The sequence below is a fragment of the Pseudomonas oryzihabitans genome (genome assembly GCF_032027545.1).
Classification (GTDB): Bacteria; Pseudomonadota; Gammaproteobacteria; order Pseudomonadales; family Pseudomonadaceae; genus Chryseomonas; species Chryseomonas oryzihabitans_F.
In genome coordinates this window covers 273,222-293,500 of sequence record NZ_JAVSJB010000006.1, presented here as the reverse complement: position 1 = coordinate 293,500, position 20,279 = coordinate 273,222, and the positions used below count along the sequence as shown (strand labels likewise).

Annotated in this window: 15 protein-coding genes and 1 pseudogene; 10 read left to right on the top strand and 6 right to left on the bottom strand. The window is 66.6% G+C overall.

The features are described 5' to 3' along the window. Window positions 1-138 precede the first annotated feature (138 nt). From RND78_RS12875 to RND78_RS12860, 4 genes are all read right to left on the bottom strand, one after another. Window positions 139-1,284, bottom strand: coding sequence for a serine hydrolase domain-containing protein (locus tag RND78_RS12875; RefSeq protein WP_312729250.1), 1,146 nt, complete (start codon window positions 1,282-1,284; stop codon window positions 139-141). 99 nt (window positions 1,285-1,383) lie between these two features. Then, window positions 1,384-3,528, bottom strand: a complete 2,145-nt coding sequence (dinG, locus tag RND78_RS12870; protein WP_312729248.1) for an ATP-dependent DNA helicase DinG — start codon at window positions 3,526-3,528, stop codon at window positions 1,384-1,386. Window positions 3,529-3,741: 213 nt separating this feature from the next. Continuing rightward, window positions 3,742-4,002 carry a DUF1145 domain-containing protein gene (locus tag RND78_RS12865; protein ID WP_312729247.1) on the bottom strand — a complete coding sequence of 87 codons (261 nt, stop codon included), beginning with the start codon at window positions 4,000-4,002 and terminating at the stop codon, window positions 3,742-3,744. 90 nt (window positions 4,003-4,092) lie between these two features. Further along, window positions 4,093-4,752, bottom strand: coding sequence for an OmpA family protein (locus tag RND78_RS12860; RefSeq protein ID WP_295464077.1), 660 nt, complete (start codon window positions 4,750-4,752; stop codon window positions 4,093-4,095). Window positions 4,753-4,888: 136 nt separating this feature from the next. On the opposite strand from RND78_RS12860, the gene RND78_RS12855 reads away from it, so the two are divergent. Beyond that, window positions 4,889-5,386 (top strand): DUF6231 family protein, encoded by a 498-nt coding sequence (locus RND78_RS12855; protein ID WP_312729245.1) that lies wholly within the window; start codon window positions 4,889-4,891, stop codon window positions 5,384-5,386. Between the two features lies 1 nt (window position 5,387). Further along, window positions 5,388-5,861, top strand: a complete 474-nt coding sequence (locus tag RND78_RS12850) for a YchJ family protein (RefSeq protein ID WP_312729244.1) — start codon at window positions 5,388-5,390, stop codon at window positions 5,859-5,861. A 5-nt stretch (window positions 5,862-5,866) separates the two neighbouring features. On the opposite strand, the gene RND78_RS12845 is transcribed toward RND78_RS12850, so the two are convergent. Further along, window positions 5,867-6,424: a hypothetical protein gene (locus RND78_RS12845; RefSeq protein ID WP_312729243.1), complete on the bottom strand. Its 558-nt coding sequence runs from the start codon at window positions 6,422-6,424 to the stop codon at window positions 5,867-5,869. A 169-nt stretch (window positions 6,425-6,593) separates the two neighbouring features. On the opposite strand from RND78_RS12845, the gene RND78_RS12840 reads away from it, so the two are divergent. Together RND78_RS12840 and RND78_RS12835 are read left to right on the top strand one after the other, a co-directional pair. Next, complete coding sequence (locus RND78_RS12840; protein ID WP_312729241.1) at window positions 6,594-7,082, top strand: LEA type 2 family protein; 489 nt, start codon at window positions 6,594-6,596, stop codon at window positions 7,080-7,082. Continuing rightward, window positions 7,079-7,276 carry an SEC-C metal-binding domain-containing protein gene (locus RND78_RS12835; RefSeq protein ID WP_058762382.1) on the top strand — a complete coding sequence of 66 codons (198 nt, stop codon included), beginning with the start codon at window positions 7,079-7,081 and terminating at the stop codon, window positions 7,274-7,276. The genes RND78_RS12840 and RND78_RS12835 overlap by 4 nt, the downstream gene beginning before the upstream one ends. 56 nt (window positions 7,277-7,332) lie before the next feature. Here RND78_RS12835 and RND78_RS12830 read toward each other — a convergent pair whose 3' ends face one another. Then, window positions 7,333-8,826, bottom strand: coding sequence for a RimK family protein (locus tag RND78_RS12830; protein ID WP_312729238.1), 1,494 nt, complete (start codon window positions 8,824-8,826; stop codon window positions 7,333-7,335). A 139-nt stretch (window positions 8,827-8,965) separates the two neighbouring features. On the opposite strand from RND78_RS12830, the pseudogene RND78_RS12825 reads away from it, so the two are divergent. The 6 genes and pseudogenes from RND78_RS12825 to RND78_RS12800 all read left to right on the top strand — a co-directional run. Continuing rightward, a pseudogene (locus RND78_RS12825) lies at window positions 8,966-10,048 on the top strand (GNAT family N-acetyltransferase/peptidase C39 family protein); the annotation flags it as partial. Window positions 10,049-10,301: 253 nt separating this feature from the next. After that, the gene (locus RND78_RS12820) at window positions 10,302-11,204 is read left to right on the top strand and encodes an AraC family transcriptional regulator (RefSeq protein WP_312729237.1); all 903 of its coding nucleotides are present in this window, start codon (window positions 10,302-10,304) and stop codon (window positions 11,202-11,204) included. A 168-nt stretch (window positions 11,205-11,372) separates the two neighbouring features. Beyond that, a complete protein-coding gene (gene yghU, locus RND78_RS12815) occupies window positions 11,373-12,206 on the top strand; it encodes a glutathione-dependent disulfide-bond oxidoreductase (protein WP_312729236.1) in 834 nt (277 codons plus the stop codon). 631 nt (window positions 12,207-12,837) lie between these two features. Next, complete coding sequence (locus tag RND78_RS12810; protein WP_312729235.1) at window positions 12,838-14,022, top strand: MdtA/MuxA family multidrug efflux RND transporter periplasmic adaptor subunit; 1,185 nt, start codon at window positions 12,838-12,840, stop codon at window positions 14,020-14,022. After that, entirely contained in the window at window positions 14,019-17,174 is a 3,156-nt protein-coding gene (locus RND78_RS12805; RefSeq protein ID WP_312729234.1) for an efflux RND transporter permease subunit, read from the top strand. Before RND78_RS12810 ends, RND78_RS12805 begins: the two co-directional genes overlap by 4 nt. Then, window positions 17,171-20,272: an efflux RND transporter permease subunit gene (locus RND78_RS12800; RefSeq protein ID WP_312729233.1), complete on the top strand. Its 3,102-nt coding sequence runs from the start codon at window positions 17,171-17,173 to the stop codon at window positions 20,270-20,272. The genes RND78_RS12805 and RND78_RS12800 overlap by 4 nt, the downstream gene beginning before the upstream one ends. Window positions 20,273-20,279 lie beyond the last annotated feature (7 nt).

Here is a 20,279-nt window from a genome sequence, read left to right as displayed (position 1 = left end):
CCCGGCCTGGGCGGCCCCGTCGCAATGCTCATTTACCACTCGTAAACCCGAGCGCGGGTCCGATCCGCTTCCTCAGCCGTTTTCGTGGGGCCGCCTAGACCTTGTTTGGCTCTGGCTCGCGAGATCGTGAAAAGGTTCTCAGAGGCAGTCCTTCACTGCCCTGGCCAGGGCCTGGGCACGCGGGTCCATCAGTACAAAGGGCCCCAGGGTGTTGGTGACGAAGCCGAAGGCCACCTCACGCTCCGGATCGGCGAAGCCGGTCGAGCCGCCAGCACCCGGATGGCCGAACGCCTGAGGGCCGAGGCCGTAGGTGGCGTTGGCCTGCTGCGGCTGATCGAGCATGAAGCCCAGGCCGAAGCGGGTCGGCGTCAGCAGGGTGCGATCCTCGCCCTGGCTGTGCTCGCGCAAGGCCTCGCTCAGGGTGTCCCATTCCAGCAGATCGCCCGCCAACAGGCCGGCATAGAAGCCGGCCAGGCTGCGCGCATGGCCGTGGCCGTTGGCCGCCGGCTGTTCGAAACGACGCCACTCGGGCTTGTTGGTGCTGGTGAGTACCCCGGACGGATTGCCGAAGGCCAGGGTCGGCAAGGCCGCAGGATCGCTCATGCTGGTCTTGAGCAGGCGCTGCGCCGCGGCATCGCCCAGCACGCCCTTGCCACGGACGATGTGGGCGACGCGCTCGTCCTCGCTCGCCGGCAGGCCTATGTGGAAATCCAGGCCGAGCCGTCCGGCGGTGCGCGCGACGATGGCGTCACCTGGCGCACGACCATCGGCGCGGCGAATCAGCTCGCCGAGCAGCCAACCGAAGGTGATGGGGGCATAGCCATGGGCGGTGCCGGGCGTCCACCAGGGCGCCTCGGCGGCGACCGCGGCGGTCATCTGCGCCCAGTCATAGAGGGCATCGCCCGCCAGGCGCTCACGCAGGGCCGAGACGCCGGAGCGATGGCTGAGCAACTGGCGCAGGGTGACCTCGGCCTTGCCAGCGGCGGCGAATTCCGGCCAGCGCTCGGCTACCGGCGCATCCAGGGCCAGCTTGCCCTCCTCCACCAGTTGCAGGGCGGCCACCGTGGTGAAGGCCTTGGTGCAGGAGAACAGATTCAACAGGGTGTCGGTGTGCCAGGGTGTCTGGCCGTCCTTGTCGGCCAGGCCGCCCCAGAGATCCAACACGGTTTCCCCGCCGACCTGGACGCACAGGGCCGCGCCCCGGGTCTGGCCCGCTGCGAGCAACTCAGCGAAGGCCTCGCGGACGGATTCGAATTTCAGGTCGTGGTAGCCGTGGACGGTCATGGGGATTTCCTTGCTAAAAGTTTGGCACGCATCGCGGCCATGGGCCGCTCCTACCGAAGCGTCATCCCCTGTAGGAGCGGTCCATGGCCGCGATGACCGCTACTGAATCTCCCGCCGGAACGGCGGCAGGGCATTGAGGATCGCCTTGCCGTAGCGCTGGGTGACCAGGCGACGATCCAGCAGCGAGATGGTGCCCCTGTCCTGTTCGGTGCGCAGCAGCCGGCCGCAGGCCTGGATCAGGCGCAGCGAGGCATCGGGCACGGCGATCTCCATGAAGGGATTGCCGCCGCGCGCCTCGATCCATTCGGCCAGGGCGGCCTCCACCGGATCGTCCGGCACGGCGAAGGGGATCTTGGCGATGACCACGTGCTCGCAATAGGCCCCGGGCAGGTCGACGCCCTCGGCGAAGCTGGCCAGGCCGAACAGCACGCTGGCCTCACCGTCGTCGACCCGTTTCTTGTGCTTGTTGAGGGTCTCCTGCTTGGACAGGTTGCCCTGGATCAGCACCCGCTTGCGCCAGTCGCGCTCCAGGCCGTCGAAGACGTCCTGCATCTGCCGCCGCGAGGAAAACAGCACCAGGGCGCCGCGGGCGCCTTCGAGCATGGCCGGCAATTCGCGGACAATGGCCGCGGTGTGTTCAGCGGCATTGCGCGGATCGGCCTTGAGGTCGGGCACCCGCAGCACCCCCGCCTCGGCATGGCGGAAAGGGCTGGGCACCACGGCGGTGGCCGCCGAGCGCGGCAGGCCGGATCTCATGCGGAAGCGATCGAAGGTGCCGAGGGCGGTCAGGGTCGCCGAGGTCACCAGGGCGCCATAGGCGACGTTCCACAGGTGGCGGCGCAGCATCTCCGCCGCCAGGATGGGGCTGGCGTTGACCTCGATGTCATACAGCGAGCCCGTTTCCGCCAGGGTCATCCAGCGCGCCATGGGCGGGCTGTCTTCCGGGTCCTCGCAGGTAAAGGCCGTCCACAGCTCCCAGTTGCCCTGGGCGCGCGCCAGCAGGCTGCCGAACAGCGGATACCACTCCTCGGCCTGGTAGCTGGCCAGGCCGATGCTGGACTCGCCGTCCATGGCCTGCTTGAGCATCTCGGTCAGGCGAGTGAACAGATCGGTGAGCTTGGCGAAACCCTTCTTCAGCTCGATGCCCATCTCGCGCAGGTCTTCGGGGATCACCCCGCCGACGAAGCGATGACGGGGACGTTCACGGCCTTCCATGTCCTCGCCGGCGCGGAAATCGCCCAGCGCCTCGCAGGCGGTGAACATGAATTGCTGCTGGGTCCTGATCTCCCGCGCCAGCTCCGGCACCTGCTCCACCAGGCGACCGAGATCGCCCGGTAGCGGATGCTGGGCCAGCAGCTTGGTGAGGTTCTTGGCGATCTGCTCCAGCCATTCGGCGGTGGATCTCAGCCGGGTGAAATGAGCGAAGTGACCGATGGCCTTGTCCGGTAGGTGGTGGCCCTCGTCGAACACATAGAGGGTGTCACGCGGGTCGGGCAGGATGGCGCCGCCCCCCAGGGCCAGGTCGGCCAGCACCAAGTCATGGTTGGTGACGATGACATCGACCTTGGTCATGCCTTCGCGCGCCCGGTAGAAGGCGCACTGCTGGAAGTTGGGACAATGGCGATTGGTGCACTGGCTGTGGTCGGTGGTGATGCGTGACCACTGCACGTCCTCGATGGCCTCCGGCCAGCTGTCGCGGTCGCCATCCCAGCGATTGCCGGCCAGGCGCTCGATCATCTTGCCGAACAACTCGTTGGACGCGTCGTCCACGTCGATCTTGAAACCATCCTCGGCGAACAGCTGGGCGGTAGCGTTCTGCGCCTGGCCTTCCTGCAAGAGCATGTCCAGCTTGGACAGGCACATATAGCGCCCGCGGCCCTTGGCCAGGGCGAAGCTGAAGGACAGGCCGCTGTTGCGCAGGATGTCCGGCAGATCCTTGTGCACGATCTGCTCTTGTAGCGCCACGGTGGCAGTGGCGATCACCAGGCGCTTGCCGGCCGCCTTGGCCGCGGGAATGGCCGCCAGGGCATAGGCGACGGTCTTGCCGGTGCCGGTGCCCGCCTCCACCGCCACCACCGCCGGTTCACCTTCGCGATGGCCTTCCTCGTCCTGGGCGATGGCGCCCAGGCCCTTGGCGGTTTCCGCGATCATCAGCCGCTGGCCATAGCGTGGCTTGAGCGACTTGGCTTCGAGGAAACGCGTGTAGGCGCCCTGGATCTGGGTCTTGAGTTCGGTGCTGAGCATGCCTGGTTCCGGGCGATGGCAAAAAAGCGCCCCGTCCGGCGGACGAGCGCTGTATGCATCTACAGTAATGGATCTAGGGCGCTATGATAACGCGCCTGTCGTCAGGATGGGGCCCACGTTATGGTCGCAGGCGACGCGCCTGTTCAAAGGCTACTACTAAGCGTCGGCCAGACGGCGTTGGAAATAGCTCGCGAGCCTTCGAACGGGCGTTTATCAGGCGCCAGGCAACTGCGGAGGCAGGCGATGGAAGGCGCCGAAGACCAGCAGGCTCAGGCGGTCGAGCCAGGGGTGGCGACGCAGGCGCAGGGCACGGCGGCTGGCGAACAGTTCTCCCAGGTGCAACAGCAGGAGGGCCAGGGCAACCAGGGCGAGCAACTGAGGGAAGGGACGCGCGAGGGGCAAGGCAAGAGCGGCGGCTGCAGCGAGCCAGAACAGCAGGAGAAGGATTTTGCCGGTAAGGGACAGGGTTTTCATGGATTCCAGCAGGAGAACGAGATGGATTGGACCATAACGCCTGTGGCTGGAAAAAGTAAAGGCGGCGAACCGAAGTCCGCCGCCTTTGCATCACTCGCGGTCGATCTGGATTTCGACGCGGCGGTTCTGGGCACGCCCTTCGGCGGTCTCGTTGGTGGCGACCGGGTTGGATTCACCCAGGCCCTTCACCGAGACGATGCTGGCGGAAGGCACGCCGGCCTGGATCAGGTACTCGCTGACCGATTTGGCACGACGCTCGGACAACCGCTGGTTGTAGGCGTTGGTACCGACGCTGTCGGTGTAGCCAGTGATCGACAGGCGGGTACTGGCCGCTTCACCACGCAGACGTCCGGCGATGCCATCGAGCTGAGCCTGGTCACGCGGATTGATCTTCGCGGAGTCGAAGGCGAAGTGCAGGTCACGTGCGGTGATCACTTCCTGCTTGGGCAGCGGAGCCGGAGCGGGGGCCGGTGCGGGCGCCGGCGCCGGGGCGGGAGCCGGTTCCATGCGAGCGACCTGCTCGTTGCCCTTGCCATGCACCCAGCAATAGGCGCCGGCGGTGGTGCCGAAGCCCAGGGCTGCCATGCCAGCGACGTTGCCGTTCTGGGTGGCGCCAGCCGCGCCGCCTACCAGGGCGCCAACGGCCGCACACACGGGCCAATCGGATTTCTGTACGCCGCCCGCGCAACCGGCCAGCACAGTGCTCGCCAGAATGAGGGGTAAAGCTGTCCTTGCGATGCTCTTGCTCATGAAGGGGTCTCCTATAGACCAGGTACCGCGAGTTGTGCTCGTCTTTGGCTTTATTGCGCTGTCAGACTAATGGTGGCGTACACGTCTTGACAACGCTGGTTGCTTAGTCAACAGAGATTTAATTAGGGTTCCCTTAATGGCAAATTTATTCTCGTCCCGTACCCCACAGCAGGCTCTGGCAAGCCTGTTGGCGCATCATCAGCCGTCTCGCCTGCTCTGCGTCGCGCGTGAGCCCCTGCCCGCGCTGCAGGCCTATGTCGACGCCCACCCCCAATGCCGCCTGGTACAGGCCTCGGTACCCCTGGACGATCTCGCCCTGCTGGCCGAGCGCTATGATCTGGTGATCGTCGCCGACTGCCTGGAACACCTACCGCTGCGCCAGGGCCGCGAGCTGCTGGGCGGCCTGCGCAATTTCAACACCTCGCGGCTGGCCGTGCTGGTGGACCTGGCGGCCAGCGAATGGCAGGCGACGGACTTCTATGCCCTCGCCCTCCAGGCCAGCGAGCGCTTCGCCCGCGACGGCCAGGTGGTCACTCTGTTCAGCTATGATCTGCACGACTACAAGCAGGTCCCGGACTGGCTCAATGCCAAGTTCTGGGCCAATCCGCAGAATTTCGGCAAGTACTGGTGGTGAGATGGATTCCTTGGCCCCCTGCCCCTGTGGCTCGGAACGCGCGCTGGGCGACTGTTGCAGCCGCTACCATGCCGGCACGCCAGCGCCCGATGCCGAACGGCTGATGCGCTCGCGCTACAGCGCCTACGTGCTGGGGCTGATCGACTATCTGGTGGCCACCACCACTCCGGCGCAGCAGCAGCGGCTGGATCGGGAGGCCCTGACGGCCTGGAGCCTGGGCAGCCGCTGGCAGGGTCTGCAGGTGCTGGAGCACCACGCCGAGCCCGGCGATCCGGCCCATGCGCGGGTCGCCTTCGTGGCGCGCTGGGAGGATGGGCGCGGCGCCCATCGGCACGAAGAGCGCTCGGGTTTCGTCCAGCGGGACGGGCGCTGGTACTTTCTTGACCCTACCGTGCGCCCCCTGCCCGGTCGCAACGACGCCTGCCTGTGCGGCAGCGGCGCCAAGTTCAAGAAGTGCTGCGCCGACTATCTCTAGCGTCGCTATTGCCTGACCAGCGTCAGGTGATCGGTATCCGGCACGGCCACCGGCAGCGCCTCGGTGGCCGGCCCAAGGTCGCTGCCCACTGGCGCCAGGCTCAGGTGAGCGGTATCGACACGGGGAGCGGGCGCGGATTCAGCGGCGTCCTGGAGGTCGGCGCCGACCGGCGCCAGCCCGAAGTCAGGCGCCCGCACCTCGCTGAAGGCGGCCATCACCGCATCCCGTGGGGCGACATTCAGGGAGGTACGCTCGCCGGACACGGCAGCAACCGGCGACGTGGCCGGCGTGCGCGTCTCGGCAGGTGCAGCAGCCGGCTCGCCCGTCTCGGCCATGGGTGCCACTTCGACCAGGGCCCCGGCCTGGGCCAGGGTGGCGCGATAGCGCTCGGCGGTGGCGGCGTCCAGGCGATTCTTGATGATCATGCGACGACCGGAAAACAGTACGGCGATGCGCTGTTCATCAGCCTGAAACAGGCGCATCAGATTCTGTCGCGTCTGCTGCGCGTCGGCGCCGGCGATCAGTTCGCCCTGGAAGGCGATTTCGTAGAGAGCAGCGGACATGACGACCTCCTCGGTCACGACGAGAGGCGCAGGATGCAACGCCGGACGCGAGCGGTCCAGCCCACGGAGTCGTCGGGACCTAGCGTTTTTTTGTTAGCCTGTGCCGAAGCGGCCCCGACTTGTGCAGCAAGCGGTGCTCGTTAAACTGCGCAGAAAACGGGAGTGCCGCATGCTTCGCCAGGCTTTGATTCTTACCCTGCTTGGGGTTCTGCTGAGCAGCCTCGGTGGTTGTACCTACATCGGGCGCAGCTACGACGAACCCCAGGTGGAGCTTACCGGCGTAGAACTGATCCGCGCGCGGCTGTGGAGTCAGGACTTCGTGCTGCACTTCCGCGTCCAGAATCCCAACGACAGCGCCCTGCCCATCCGCAGCCTGGCCTACACGGTCTACCTGAACGATCTGCTGCTGTCCCAGGGCACGGCTGGCCTGCACTCCTCGGTGCCGGCCCACGGCCAGCGCAGCTTCGCCGTGCCGGTACAGACCAACCTGTGGCGCTACGTGAAGGACGTGGGGCGCATGCTGGAAGACAGCGACCAGCCGATCAACTACCGACTGCGCGGCCTGGTCAAGACCGGCTGGCTGTTCGGGCGCAGTGTCCATTTTTCTCGCCAGGGACAGTTCGTTCCTGGCGCCTACATCCCCGGAGTCATGAAATGAACCAACACGTCCACGGTCCCGATTGCAATCACGACCACGATCACGACCATGGCCATGCGCATCACGTCCACGGCCCGCATTGCAACCACGGTCATGCCCAGGAGCCGGTGCGCAATCCGCTGAAGGAAGTCGGCCGCAACGATCCCTGCCCGTGCGGTAGCGAGAAGAAATTCAAGAAGTGCCACGGCGCCTGACGGCGCCTTGAGGCGCGGACGGGACGCAGCCCTGTCCGCGCCGCGTACCTGGCCCGTTACCAGGGCTGCCCGCCGCGCTGCGACTCCAGCCGCCGGATGAACTCCTCCAGCACCAGGGCGTAGAGATCGTCCTTGAGCACCAGGTCCTCCACCCCGCAGTCGATGTTGGGGTTGTCGTTGACCTCGATCACCGCCAGCTTGTCGCCCGCCTGCTTCAGATCCACGCCATAGAGGCCATCGCCGATCAGGTTGGCGGTGCGTACCGCCAGCTCCACCACGGCATGGGGCGCGTCCTGTACCGCCAGGGTACGGAAATCGCCGCTGACCTCGGTGGCGCTGGCACTATGGTCGTAGATCTGCCAATGGCCCTTGGACATGAAGTACTGGCAGGCGAAGACCGGCTCCTGGTTGAGCACCCCGATGCGCCAGTCGTACTCGGTGTAGAAGAATTCCTGGGCCAAGAGCAGGACCGAGCGCTCGAACAGCTCGGCGCTGGCCTTACGTAGCTGGGCCTGGTCCTCGACCTTGATCACGCCGCGGGAAAAGGAGCCATCGGGAATCTTCAGCACCAGCGGAAAGCCCAGGCGTTCGCCCAAGCCTTCGAGCTGGGCGGGATTGTCCTTGTAGAGGATCTCGGTGGCCGGCATGTCCAGCTTGTGGGCCCGCAGCAGGTCGGCAAGGTAGACCTTGTTGGTGCACCTGAGAATGGAACGCGGATCGTCCATGACCACCAGGCCCTCGCTCTCGGCCTTCTTGGCGAAGCGATAGGTGTGGTGATCGATGGCGGTGGTCTCGCGGATGAACAGGGCGTCGAATTCGCCCAGTCGCGCATAGTCCTTCTTCTCGATCAGCTCTACGTCCAGCCCCAGGTGCTTGCCGACCCGCACGAAGTTCTTCAGCGCCTTGGCGTCGGACGGCGGGAAGGCCTCCTTGGGGTCGTGCAGGATGGCCAGGTCGAAGCGGTATTTCTCGCGCCGCCCGGGTTTGAGCCAGACGCGCCGGCTGAAACGATCGAGGGCGTTGGCGAAGAGGTCTTCCTGGGTCTCGTGCAGCTTGTGGATGCTGCCCAGCTTGAGGCCACCGATGTGCCAGCCGGCGCGGTGGCGACGGAATTCCACCAGCAGCAGCGGACAGGGAAAGGCCTCGAACAGCTGGCGCGCCAGGTCCTGCAAGGGCTCGATGTCGGTGGTGCCGAAATAGAGCGTGAGGGTGAAGCCATCGGCGCTGCCATAGGGATGACCGGCCAGGGCCTTGGTCAGCAGCTTGTCGAGATCCTCCAGCGCCAGGCCATAGAGGGCCTTGCGCGCCAGCTCGCTGATGGTCCGGACCGAGGGAATGACCTTGTGCCCACGGGCTTCGGCCAGCAGCGAGCAATAATAGCCGTGGCCGAGGTACTTCTGGCTGCGGCAGAGGTTGATGACCTGCACCCGCTTGCCGTTGTCCTGCTCGTTGGATTGCTCCAGGTATTCCTGGGCGGTGATGACATCTTCGCTGGGATAGTAGGACGACCAGTCTTCCTTGCGCTCCACGACGATATACAGCTTGCTCACTGGACCTCCTAGTGACGGGACCGGGTGCCGACGGAAACCTGGATGCCGCCGGACCACTCCAAAGGTTGTAACGCGGGCGCTATTAACCACAGCTTAACCATGGCAGGCTGCCCGCTCCGTTCCAGGAGAATCCTTCGCGATGAGTTTCACGCTCAGGCCCGCCGGGCTGGACGATCTGGCGGCGCTGGTCGATCTGGAAGCCCGCTGCTTCAGCTATGACCGTCTTTCCCGGCGCAATTTCCACTGGATGCTGACCCGGGCAAACGCCGTCCTGGTCCTAGCGGAAAGCGACCAGCAGGTCGCCGGCTATGCCTTGGTGCTGTTCCACCAGAACACCTCCCTCGCCCGCCTCTACTCCATCGCCGTTGACCCGGCCGCCCGCGGGCATCGTCTGGGCCAGCGGCTGCTGGACGCGGCCGAGGCCGAAGCGGTGGAACGCGATTGCGCCTACCTGCGCCTGGAGGTGCGACCGGACAACGCGGCGGCCATCGCCCTCTACGAGCGCAACGGCTACCTGCCGTTCGCCACGGTGGAGGATTACTACGAGGACCACAGCCAGGCGCTGCGCTTCGAGAAGCGCATCCGTCAGCCCCGCGAAGGCCAGGCGCGCCCGGTACCCTTCTACCGCCAGACCACCGACTTCACCTGTGGCCCGGCCAGCCTGCTGATGGCCATGGGCGCCCTGCAGCCCGGACGTCCGCTGGAGCGTCGCGAGGAGCTACGCCTGTGGCGCGAGGCCACCACCATCTTCATGACCGCCGGCCACGGCGGCTGCGGACCCCATGGCCTGGCCCTGGCCGCCCAGCGCCGTGGCTTCCAGGTGACGCTGCAGGTCAACACCCGCGGGCCGCTGTTCCTCGACGGAGTGCGCAGCGAGGAGAAGAAGGAAGTCATGCGCCTAGTGCACGAGGACTTCAGTGCCGAGGTCAAGCAGTCGCCCATCGAGCGCCTCTACCGGACGCGCCTGGACATCGCCCACTGGGTCGACCAAGGCGCCTTCCCGCTGGTACTGATCAGCTCCTTTCGCCTGACCAAGGCCAAGGGACCGCACTGGGTGCTGGTCACCGACTGCGACGATGATTTCGTCTACCTGCATGACCCCGACGTGGACCACAGCCAGCATCGGCGTGAGCTGGATTGCCAGCACATTCCGGTCTCCCACGCCGAATTCGACAAGATGAGTCGCTTCGGCCGCGGCAAGCTCAGGGCGGCGGTGATCCTAGGTCCTGTACGAAAAGTCGCCGAGCGAAGGTCAGGCGAGGCGAAAAAGGCTGAGGAAGCGGATCGGACCCGCGCTCGGGTTTACGAGTGGTAAATGAGCATTGCGACCGGGCTGGCGATCCAGGCCTTTTTCAACGAAGCATCACCGAGCGCAGGCACTTTTCGTACAGGACCGAAGGGCCGGCTGAACCCGGGGTTGTACTGGACGTCGAACAGGGCCACGATCAAGGCCAACAAGAACGATGGGTCGACCCATGAGTCAGTCCTTACGCAAGAGCAGCCCCTCCTATGAGTTGATGGAGGACCTGAGTGGCCACTCGGTGATCTACCGCGAGCATGGCTTCCCCTGCCCCTTGGTGCGTTGGCATTTCCACAAGGAATACGAGCTGCACCTGATCGTGGCCAGTTCCGGCACGGCCTTCATCGGCGATTACATCGGCAATTTCTATCCCGGCAGCCTGTTCCTGACCGGCCCCAACCTGCCGCACAACTGGATCAGCCGCATCGCCGAGGGCGAGGTGGTGGTCAAGCGCGACATGCTGGTCAATTTCACCGACGAGACGGTGGACAATGCCACCGCCGTCTTCCCTGAACTCAGTGGCCTGGCGCCCCTGCTGGAGCGGGCGCGCTATGGCATCGAATTCCACGATCCAGAGTTGATCGGGCGGGCCGGCGAGCTGTTGCAACACATCGCCGACAGCGGCGGCGCCACCCGTCTCGGCCATTTCCTGGTGCTGATGGAGGCGCTGGCCACCTCGGAGCGCTACCAGCTGCTGTCTGGCGCGGTGGAACCCGGCACCGCCACTGAACAGGCGGTGGATCGCACCAACCGGGCGCTGAATTTCATCTTCGATCACTACCAGCGCGACTTCAGCCAGGAGGAAGCGGCCGAGCACCTCGGCATGACGCCCACCTATTTCTCGCGGTTCTTTCGCCAGGCCACGGGGCGCACCTTCGTCGAATTCGTCAACAGCCTGCGCATCAGCAAGGCCTGCGAGATGCTGTCCCACAGCCGCATGCCGGTGACCGACATCTGCTTCGAGGCCGGCTTCAACAACATCTCCAACTTCAATCGGCGCTTCCATCAGCTCAAGGGCATGACACCGCGCCAGTACCGGAGCCTGACGGTACAGCGGCTGACCGAGCAGAACGCCTGATCGCCGGCCGAGCGGCGACGAGAGACCCTGATCACCCGCCGAACCTGATCCTGGTTTTCCTATGACCGCCGCAGGTTAATCGCCAGCGTGCGAGCCATTGGACAGACCCGGCGTAAAGTTCGGTTATGATCGAACTACCAATCTATGCTGATCGAGGAGCGTGACACCATGACCGAACCCTACACTCCCCCGCGCATCTGGACCCCCACCACCTCCGGTGGCAACTTCGCCAGCATCAACCGGCCCGTCGCCGGTGCGACCCACGACAAGGCCCTGCCGGTCGGCGAGCACCCCTTCCAGCTCTATTCCCTGGGCACGCCCAACGGCATGAAGGTGACCATCCTGCTGGAGGAATTGCTGGCGCTGGGGCACCAGGACGCCGAGTACGACGCCTGGCTAATCCGCATCGGCGAGGGCGAGCAATTTTCCAGCGGCTTCGTCGCGATCAATCCCAACTCCAAGATCCCGGCCCTGGTGGATCGCCGGGGCGCCGAGCCGCTGCGGGTGTTCGAGTCCGGCGCCATCCTGCTCTACCTCGCCGATAGCTTCGGTGCCTTCATTCCCAAGCATCACGCGGGCCGTACCGAGACGCTGAACTGGCTGTTCTGGCAGATGGGCTCGGCGCCCTTCCTGGGTGGCGGCTTCGGGCATTTCTATGCCTATGCGCCGGAAAAGCTCGAATACCCGATCAATCGCTACGCCATGGAAACCAAGCGCCAGCTCGATGTGCTCGACCGGCTGTTGGCCGAGCGCACCTATGTAGCGGGCGAGGAATACGGCATCGCCGACATCGCCATCTGGAGCTGGTACGGCAACCTGGTACTGGGGCAGCTGTACAACGCCGCGGAATTCCTGTCCGTGCAGGACTATGCCCACGTGCAGCGCTGGGCCAAGGCCATCGCCGCACGGCCGGCGGTGCAGCGCGGTCGGCGCGTCAATCGCACCTGGGGTGAGCCGGAAGAACAGCTGGCCGAGCGGCATTCGGCGGCGGATCTGGATTGACGCTTCTTCGGACGCGGCGGGGCCGTGGGGCTGCGCGCAACGTTAGGGCGGTGTCTGGTCGCGGGTTCCCGGCCCGGAAGCAGGTCTTGGGTTCCTGATCGCGGCCATGGGCCGCTCCTACAGGAAGAGGTTCGCCGGTTTGACGTAATCTTTGCCGTGGCTGATGGAAACTGAACGCCTGCTCGGATAGCCCCCTCTCCCCTCGGGAGAGGGTTGGGGTGAGGGCCTCCTCGCCACCAAGTCTCCAGTGGAAAAGGCTGCGCCGTTTTCCACGCTACGTGAGGTATCCCCACAGCGACAAGGCAGTTGCTCCTACAGTTACATCGAGCCTGTAGGAGCGGCCGCATCGGCGAACCGCCATGGCTGCGATTGGAAGGCCGACCTCGCGTGGTGTTGCAGAAGTTATCTACATAGTTCTGGCGGCGCTTTTTCCGGTAACGGCGGACCGCCCAGCCTGCGTTGTCGCTCCTCAGACCCTGGCCCGCGCTAAGTAGCGAACCGGGCAAAAAGCGTTCGCCAACTCCTGCGCGAGCGTCTGAAACACTTCCTCAGCAGGCGCTGAAAGCCCTTTCCATATTTCCTGCACATTTGCCCAGCAGCCTGACCTCCATCTCAATCAGGTCTGGCAGGCATGAGCAGGAAATCCCGCATTCTCGTCGTCGTTGTCTTGGTCGGTGCCGCCGTGGCGCTGGGCCTCAGGCTGCATGAGCGTTCGAGCGACGCAGGCACTAACGCGCACGGCAGCCATGGCGGCCGGAGCTGGGGGGCAAATGCCGGACAGGCGCAGCCGATTACCGTGGCGGTGGGCCAGGCAGGGCATGCCGATGTGCCGGTCACCCTCACCGCCCTAGGTACCGTGGTGGCGAACGCCAGCGTTACCGTGACCACCCGGGTGGCCGGTCAGCTGGAGCAGGTGTTCTTCACCGAAGGCCAGCGGGTGAAGAGGGGCCAGCTGCTGGCGCAGATCGATCCGCGGCCCTACCAGGCGACCCTCGACCAGTATCGTGGCGACCTGGCGCAGAACCAGGCGCTGCTCAAGAGCGCCCAACTGACCCTGGAGCGCTACCGCCGGCTGGTGGCCAAGGACTCCCTGGCCAAGCAGGAGCTGGATACCCAGGTGGCCACCGTGGGCCAGTACCAGGGCGCGGTGCAGGCCGATCAGGCGCAGATCGCCGCCGCCCAGTTGAATCTGCAGTACGCCCGCATCACCGCGCCGCTGGATGGCTACGTCGGCTTGCGCCTGGTGGACCCGGGCAACTACCTGGCGGCCGGTGACACCACCGGCATCGTCAGCATCACCCAGACCGATCCCATCGCCGTGACCTTCAGCCTGCCCCAGGCGACGCTCGCTAGCCTGCTGCCCAAGGTCCGCCAGGGCCAGGCGCTGCCGGTCACCGCGCTCGGCCAACTGGACAGCACGACACTGGCCGAGGGCACCCTGAAGTTCATCAGCAACGAGATCGATACCAGCACCGGCAGCCTCAAGCTCAAGGCGGTGTTCGCCAACCCGGACGAGAAGCTCTACCCCAACCAGTTCGTCAACGTGCGCCTGCAGACCGACACCCTCAAGAACGCCGTGGTGGTCCCCGCCGCCGCGGTGCAGCTGGGCAGCGACGGCAGCTTCGTCTATGTGGTGGGCGCCGACGACAAGGTGGAGCGGCGCAGCGTGACCACCGGCCCGGCGCTGGGCGACCGGGTGGCCGTCACCCAGGGGCTCGGGGGCGATGAGCGGGTGGTCATCCGCGGCATCGACCACCTGCGCGACGGCGCCCAGGTCCGGGTGGAAGGCGCACCGGCGGCGGATGCCCGCCGATGAATCCGTCGCGGCTGTTCATCCAGCGGCCGGTGGCCACGGTGCTGCTGATGGTGGCGGTGCTGTTCGCCGGCATCCTCGGCTATCGCCTGCTGCCCATCTCGGCGCTGCCCGAAGTGGACTATCCCATCATCCAGGTGACCACCCTCTATCCTGGTGCCAGCGCCAAGGTACTGGCCACCGCGGTGACCGCGCCGCTGGAACGCCAACTGGGGCAGATGGCCGGCCTGGCGCAGCAGTACTCCACCAGCTCGGCCGGCGCCTCGGTGATCACCCTGAAGTTCGACCTCAGCCTGTCACTGGACGTCGCCGAACAGGAGGTACAGGCCGCGATCAATGCCGCCAACAGTTTCCTGCCCACCGACCTGCCCAATCCGCCTACCTACAAGAAGGTCAATCCCGCCGACGCCCCGGTGCTGACCCTGGCCGCCACCTCGGACAGCCTGCCGCTGACCCAGGTGCAGGACCTGGTGAACACCCGCCTGGCGCTGAAGCTGTCGCAGATCTCCGGGGTCGGCCTGGTGAGCCTGGCCGGTGGCCAGCAGCCGGCGGTGCGCATCGACGCCAATCCCAAGGCCCTGGCCGCCCACGGCCTGACCCTGGAAGACGTCTACACGGTGGTCAACGCCGCCAACGTCAACGGCTCCAAGGGCGGCTTCGACGGCCCCGACCACTCCATCACCATCGACGCCAACGACCAGTTGCGCAGCGCCGCCGAGTACGGCGAGCTGGTACTCAGCTACGAGAACGGCGCCGCCCTGCGCCTCAAGGACGTAGCCACCACCGCGGAGGCGCCGGAGAACGCCTATCTGCAGGCCACCGCCAACGGCCGGCCGGCCATCGTCATCAACATCCAGCGCCAGCCGGGGGCCAACGTCATCGGCGTGGTCGACGCCATCCAGGCGCAACTCCCCAAACTGCGCGCGGCCCTGCCGGACAGCGTGCAGCTGACGGTGCTGGCCGACCGCACCCAGACCATCCGCGCCTCGCTGGCGGACGTGCAGTTCGAACTGCTGCTGTCCATCGCCCTGGTGGTGATGGTGACCTTCCTGTTCCTGCGCAACCTCACCGCCACCCTGATTCCCAGCCTGGCGGTGCCGCTGTCGCTGGTGGGCACCTTCGGGATCATGTACCTGGCCGGCTTCTCGCTGAACAACCTGACGCTGATGGCCCTGACCATCGCCACCGGCTTCGTCATCGACGATGCCATCGTGGTGGTGGAGAACATCGCCCGCCACCTGGAAGACGGCGAGCCGCCGCTGCAGGCGGCGCTGCGAGGTTCGCGGGAAATCGGCTTCACCATCATCTCCCTGACCTTCTCGCTGATCGCCGTGCTGATCCCCCTGCTGTTCATGGGCGACGTGGTGGGCCGGCTGTTCCGCGAATTCGCCATCACCCTGGCGGTGGCCATCCTGGTTTCCATGGTCGTCTCCCTGACCCTTACCCCCATGCTCTGCAGCCGCCTGCTGCATCACGTGCCGGTGGAGCGCCAGGGTCGCTTCGCGCGTTGGGGCGAACGGCAATTCGAGCGCCTGGTGGCCGGCTACGACCGCACCCTGGGCGTGGTGCTGGACCATCCACGGCTGACCCTACTGGTGGCCGTCGCCACCCTGGCACTGACCGCCCTGCTCTATCTGCTGGTGCCCAAGGGCTTCTTCCCCAGCGAGGACACCGGTCTGTTGATCGGCTTCACCCGCGCCTCCCAGGACGTTTCCTTCGACGCCATGGCACGCCGCCAGCAGGCGCTGGTCGAGCAGGTGCTGGCCGATCCGGCGGTGGCCACGGTCACCTCCAGCATCGGCGTGGACGGCAGCAATGCCACCCTCAACCAGGGCCGCCTGCAGATCCAGCTCAAGCCGTTCGACGAACGCAGCGAGCGCGCCCCGGCGATCATCCACCGCCTCGAGCAGACCGCCGCGGGGGTGGCCGGCATCCGCCTGAATCTGGTGGCCAACCAAGAGCTGACGGTGGACGACCAGCTCACGCCCAGCCAGTACCAGTTCACCCTCGACGACGCCGACGGCACCCAGCTGGCCGCCCTGCTGCCGCGGCTGATGCCGCGACTGCAGGCAAGGCCGGAGTTGCGCGACGTGCTCGACGACCTGGAGGACCAGGGGCTCACCGCCCAGGTGGAACTGGACCGCGCCGCCGCAGCGCGCTTCGGCATCACCGCCGCCGACGTCGACACGGCGCTGTACAACGCCTTCGGCCAACGACTGATCTCCACCATCTTCACCCAGGCCAACCAGTACCGGGTGGTGCTGCAAGTGCCCGGTGCCTTCCGCCAGACCTCGGCGGCCTTCGGCGATATCTACCTGGCGCCTGCGACCACCTCCACGACCAGCACCAGCACTGGCGCAGGCACTACTGCCGCGATCACCACCAGCGCGCCCAAGGGCCTGGTCCGCCTCACCGACATCGCCCGCATCGAGCAGCGACCCGGCGCCCTGGCGCTGACGCGCCTGGGGCAATTCCCGGCGGTGACGCTGTCCTTCAACCTGGCCGCTGGCTATTCCCTGGAACAGGCGCAGCAGGCCATCGCCCAGTGCCTGACCGAGGCCCAGGCGCCGAGCAGCGTCACCCTGAGATACCAAGGCGCGGCCCAGGCCTTCCAGCAGGCGGCCGGCAATACCCTGTGGCTGATCCTGGCCGCAGTGGTGGTGATGTACATCGTGCTGGGGGTGCTCTACGAGAGCTTCATCCACCCGGTGACCATCCTCTCCACCCTGCCCTCGGCAGCCATAGGCGCCCTGCTGCTGCTGTTGCTGACCGGCACCGAATTCACCCTGATCGCCCTGATCGGCGTGGTGCTGCTGATCGGCATCGTCAAGAAGAACGCCATCATGATGGTGGACTTCGCCCTGGAAGGTCGGCAGCACCTGCACCTGGCACCACGTGAGGCCATCCACCGCGCCTGCCTGCTGCGCCTGAGACCCATCCTGATGACGACCATGGCCGCGCTGCTCGGCGCCCTGCCGCTGATGTTCGCCAGCGGCTCCGGCGCCGAACTGCGCCGGCCGCTGGGGCTGGTGATCGTCGGCGGGCTGCTGGTCAGCCAGGTGCTGACGCTCTACACCACGCCGGTGATCTACCTGGTCTTCGATAGCCTCGGCGAGCGGCTCGGGCGGCGGTGGCAGCGGAGCGTCGGACGATGAATCCCATCCGCCTGTTCGTGCTCAAGCCGGTCGCCACCCTGTTGCTGAGCATGGCGGTGCTGCTGCTCGGCCTGCTCGGCTACGCCCAGTTGCCGGTGGCGCCGTTGCCCAAGGTGGACTTCCCCACCATCGTGGTCACCGCCAGCCTGCCCGGCGCCAGCCCCGAGACCATGGCCGCCACCGTGGCGACCCCGCTGGAGCGCAGCCTCGGCCAGATCGCCGGGATCACCGAGCTGACCTCCAGCAGCAGCCAGGGCGCCACCACCCTGATCCTGCAATTCGACCTGTCGCGCAACATCGATGGCGCCGCCCGCGACGTCCAGGCCGGCATCAATGCCGCCCGCAGCCTGCTACCCAGCGGCATGCCCAGCCTGCCCACCTACCGCAAGGCCAACCCCACCGAATCGCCGATCCTGATGCTGGCGCTGACGTCGAAGACGCGCAGCCCGGGCGAACTCTACGACCTGGCGTCGAGCATCCTGCAGCAGAAGATCGCCCAGGTGCAGGGCGTCGGCCAGGTGTCGATCCGCGGCAGTTCGCTGCCGGCGATCCGCATCGACCTGCAACCCCAGCAACTGGCCCACGCCGGCATCGCCCTGGACAGCGTGCGCACCGCCATCGCCAACGCCACCACCCATGGCGCCAAGGGCGTGCTGCACGCCGAGGGCCAGACCTGGTCCATCGAGAGCAACGGCCAGCTGGAGCAGGCGGCGGACTACGGGCGACTGATCGTCGGCTACCAGCAAGGCGCCGCGGTGCACCTGAGCGACGTGGCGCGGGTCTACGCCACGGTCGAGGACGTCTACGTCAGCGGTTCGTTGAACGGCCAGCCCTCGGTGACCCTGGGCGTCACCCGCCAGGCCGGCGCCAACATGCTGCAGACCCTGGATGCCATCAAGGCCCAGCTGCCAGCGCTGCAAGCCCTGGTGCCGGGTGACGTGGACCTGGTGCCGGTGATCGATCGCTCGGCCAGTATCCGCGCCTCGCTGCACTCCACCGAAGAGACCCTGCTGGTGGCGGTGCTGCTGGTGATCGCGGTGGTGTTCCTCTTCCTGCGCGACCTGCGCGCCACCCTGGTGCCGGCGCTGGTCCTGCCGCTGTCCCTGATCGGCACCTGCGCGGTGATGTACCTGCTGGACTACAGCCTGGACAACCTGTCGCTGATGGCGCTGATCATCGCCACCGGCTTCGTGGTGGACGACGCCATCGTGGTGCTGGAGAACGTCACCCGCCATCGCGAGCTGGGCCGTGGGCCCCTGCGCGCGGCCTTGATCGGCGGCCGCGAGGTGGCCTTCACCGTGCTGTCCATGACCCTCTCGCTGATCGCCGTGTTCATCCCGCTGCTTCTCATGGGCGGCATCGTCGGCCGGCTGTTCCGCGAATTCGCCGTGACCCTCAGCGTGGCCCTGGTCATCTCCATGCTGCTGTCGCTGACGCTCACCCCCATGCTCTGCGCGCGCTTGCTGCGCGAGCGTTCCCCCCAGGCGCAGGTGCCGGCCGCCTATCGCCGGATCGAAGCGGGCCTGGCGCGCCTGCAAGCCGGCTATCTGCGCGGCCTGGACTGGGTCTTGCGGCATCCGCTACTGACCCTGGCGAGCCTGGCGCTGACCGTGGTGCTCAACGTCTATCTCTATGTGGTGGTGCCCAAGGGCTTCTTCCCCGACCAGGACACCGGCGTACTGCTCGGCGCCATCCGCGCCGACCAGAGCATTTCCTACCAGGCCCTGGCGCCCTATGTGAAGGAGATCGCCGCCCAGTTGCGCCGCGATCCGGACGTGGCGGCGGTGATGGCCTCCACCGGGGGTGGCATGTTCGGCTCGCGCAACACCGCGCAGTTCTTCATCCGCCTCAAGGACTACAGCGAGCGCAAGGACAGCGCCCAGCAGATCGCCAACCGCCTGAGCCTGGCCGGTAGCCGCCACGCCGGTATCCAGCTGTTCCTCATGCCGGCCCAGGATCTGCGCGTCGGTGGGCGTAGCGCCAATGCCACCTACCAGTTCAGCCTGCAGGCCGACGATCTCGACGAACTGCGCAGCTGGACGCCCAAGGTGGAAGCCGCCTTCAAGACCCTGCCGGAACTCACCGGGGTGGACTCCGACGCCCAGAACGGCGGCCAGGAGGTGCGCCTGGAAATCGATCGTGCCGCGGCCATCCGCCTGGGAGTGACCGTCAAGGAACTCGACACCTTCCTGGACAACGCCTTCAGCCAGCGCCAGGTGGCCACCCTCTATCGCACCCTCAACCAGTACCACGTGGTGCTGGGACTGGCGCCGGCCTACACCCAGGACCCGGAGGTGTTCGGGCAGCTCTACGTGGTGACCGCCAGCGGTGCCCAGGTCCCCCTGGCCGCCTTCGCCCGCTTCGCCGGCGGCAACGCGCCCCTGGCGGTGGCGCACCAGGGCCAGATGGCCACCAGTACCCTGGCCTTCAACCTGGCCGACGGGGTCTCCCTGGAGCAGGCCCAGGCGGCGATCCAGGCGGCGCTGATCAAGGTCGGCTTGCCGCGGGAGATCCAGTCCGGCTTCCAGGGTACCGCCCAGGCCTTCGCCACCCTGGTCACCCAGATTCCCTGGCTGGTGGCCGCGGCGCTGGCGGCCATCTACATCGTGCTGGGCATGCTCTACGAGAGCTACATCCACCCCCTGACCATCCTCTCCACCCTGCCCTCGGCCGGGGTGGGCGCCCTGTTGTTGCTGCTGGCCACCGGCACCCAGCTGACCCTCATCGCCCTGATCGGCATCCTGCTGCTGATCGGCATCGTCAAGAAGAACGCCATCCTGCTGGTGGACTTCGCCCTGGTGGCCGAGCGCGACCGGGGCCTGACGCCCGAGGCCGCCATCCGCGAGGCCTGCCGGCTGAGATTCCGGCCGATCCTGATGACCACCCTGGCGGCCTTCTTCGGCGCCCTGCCGCTGGCCTTGGGCAGCGGCGGCGATGACGAATTGCGCCGGCCCCTGGGCCTGGCCATCGCCGGCGGCCTGGCGCTGAGCCAGGCGCTGACCCTCTTCACCACCCCGGTGGTGTTCCTCTGTCTCGATCGCCTGAGCCGCGCCAGTCGCCAGCTCTGGCGCAAGCATCTGCGCCGCTCCGCGGCCTGAAGGTGAC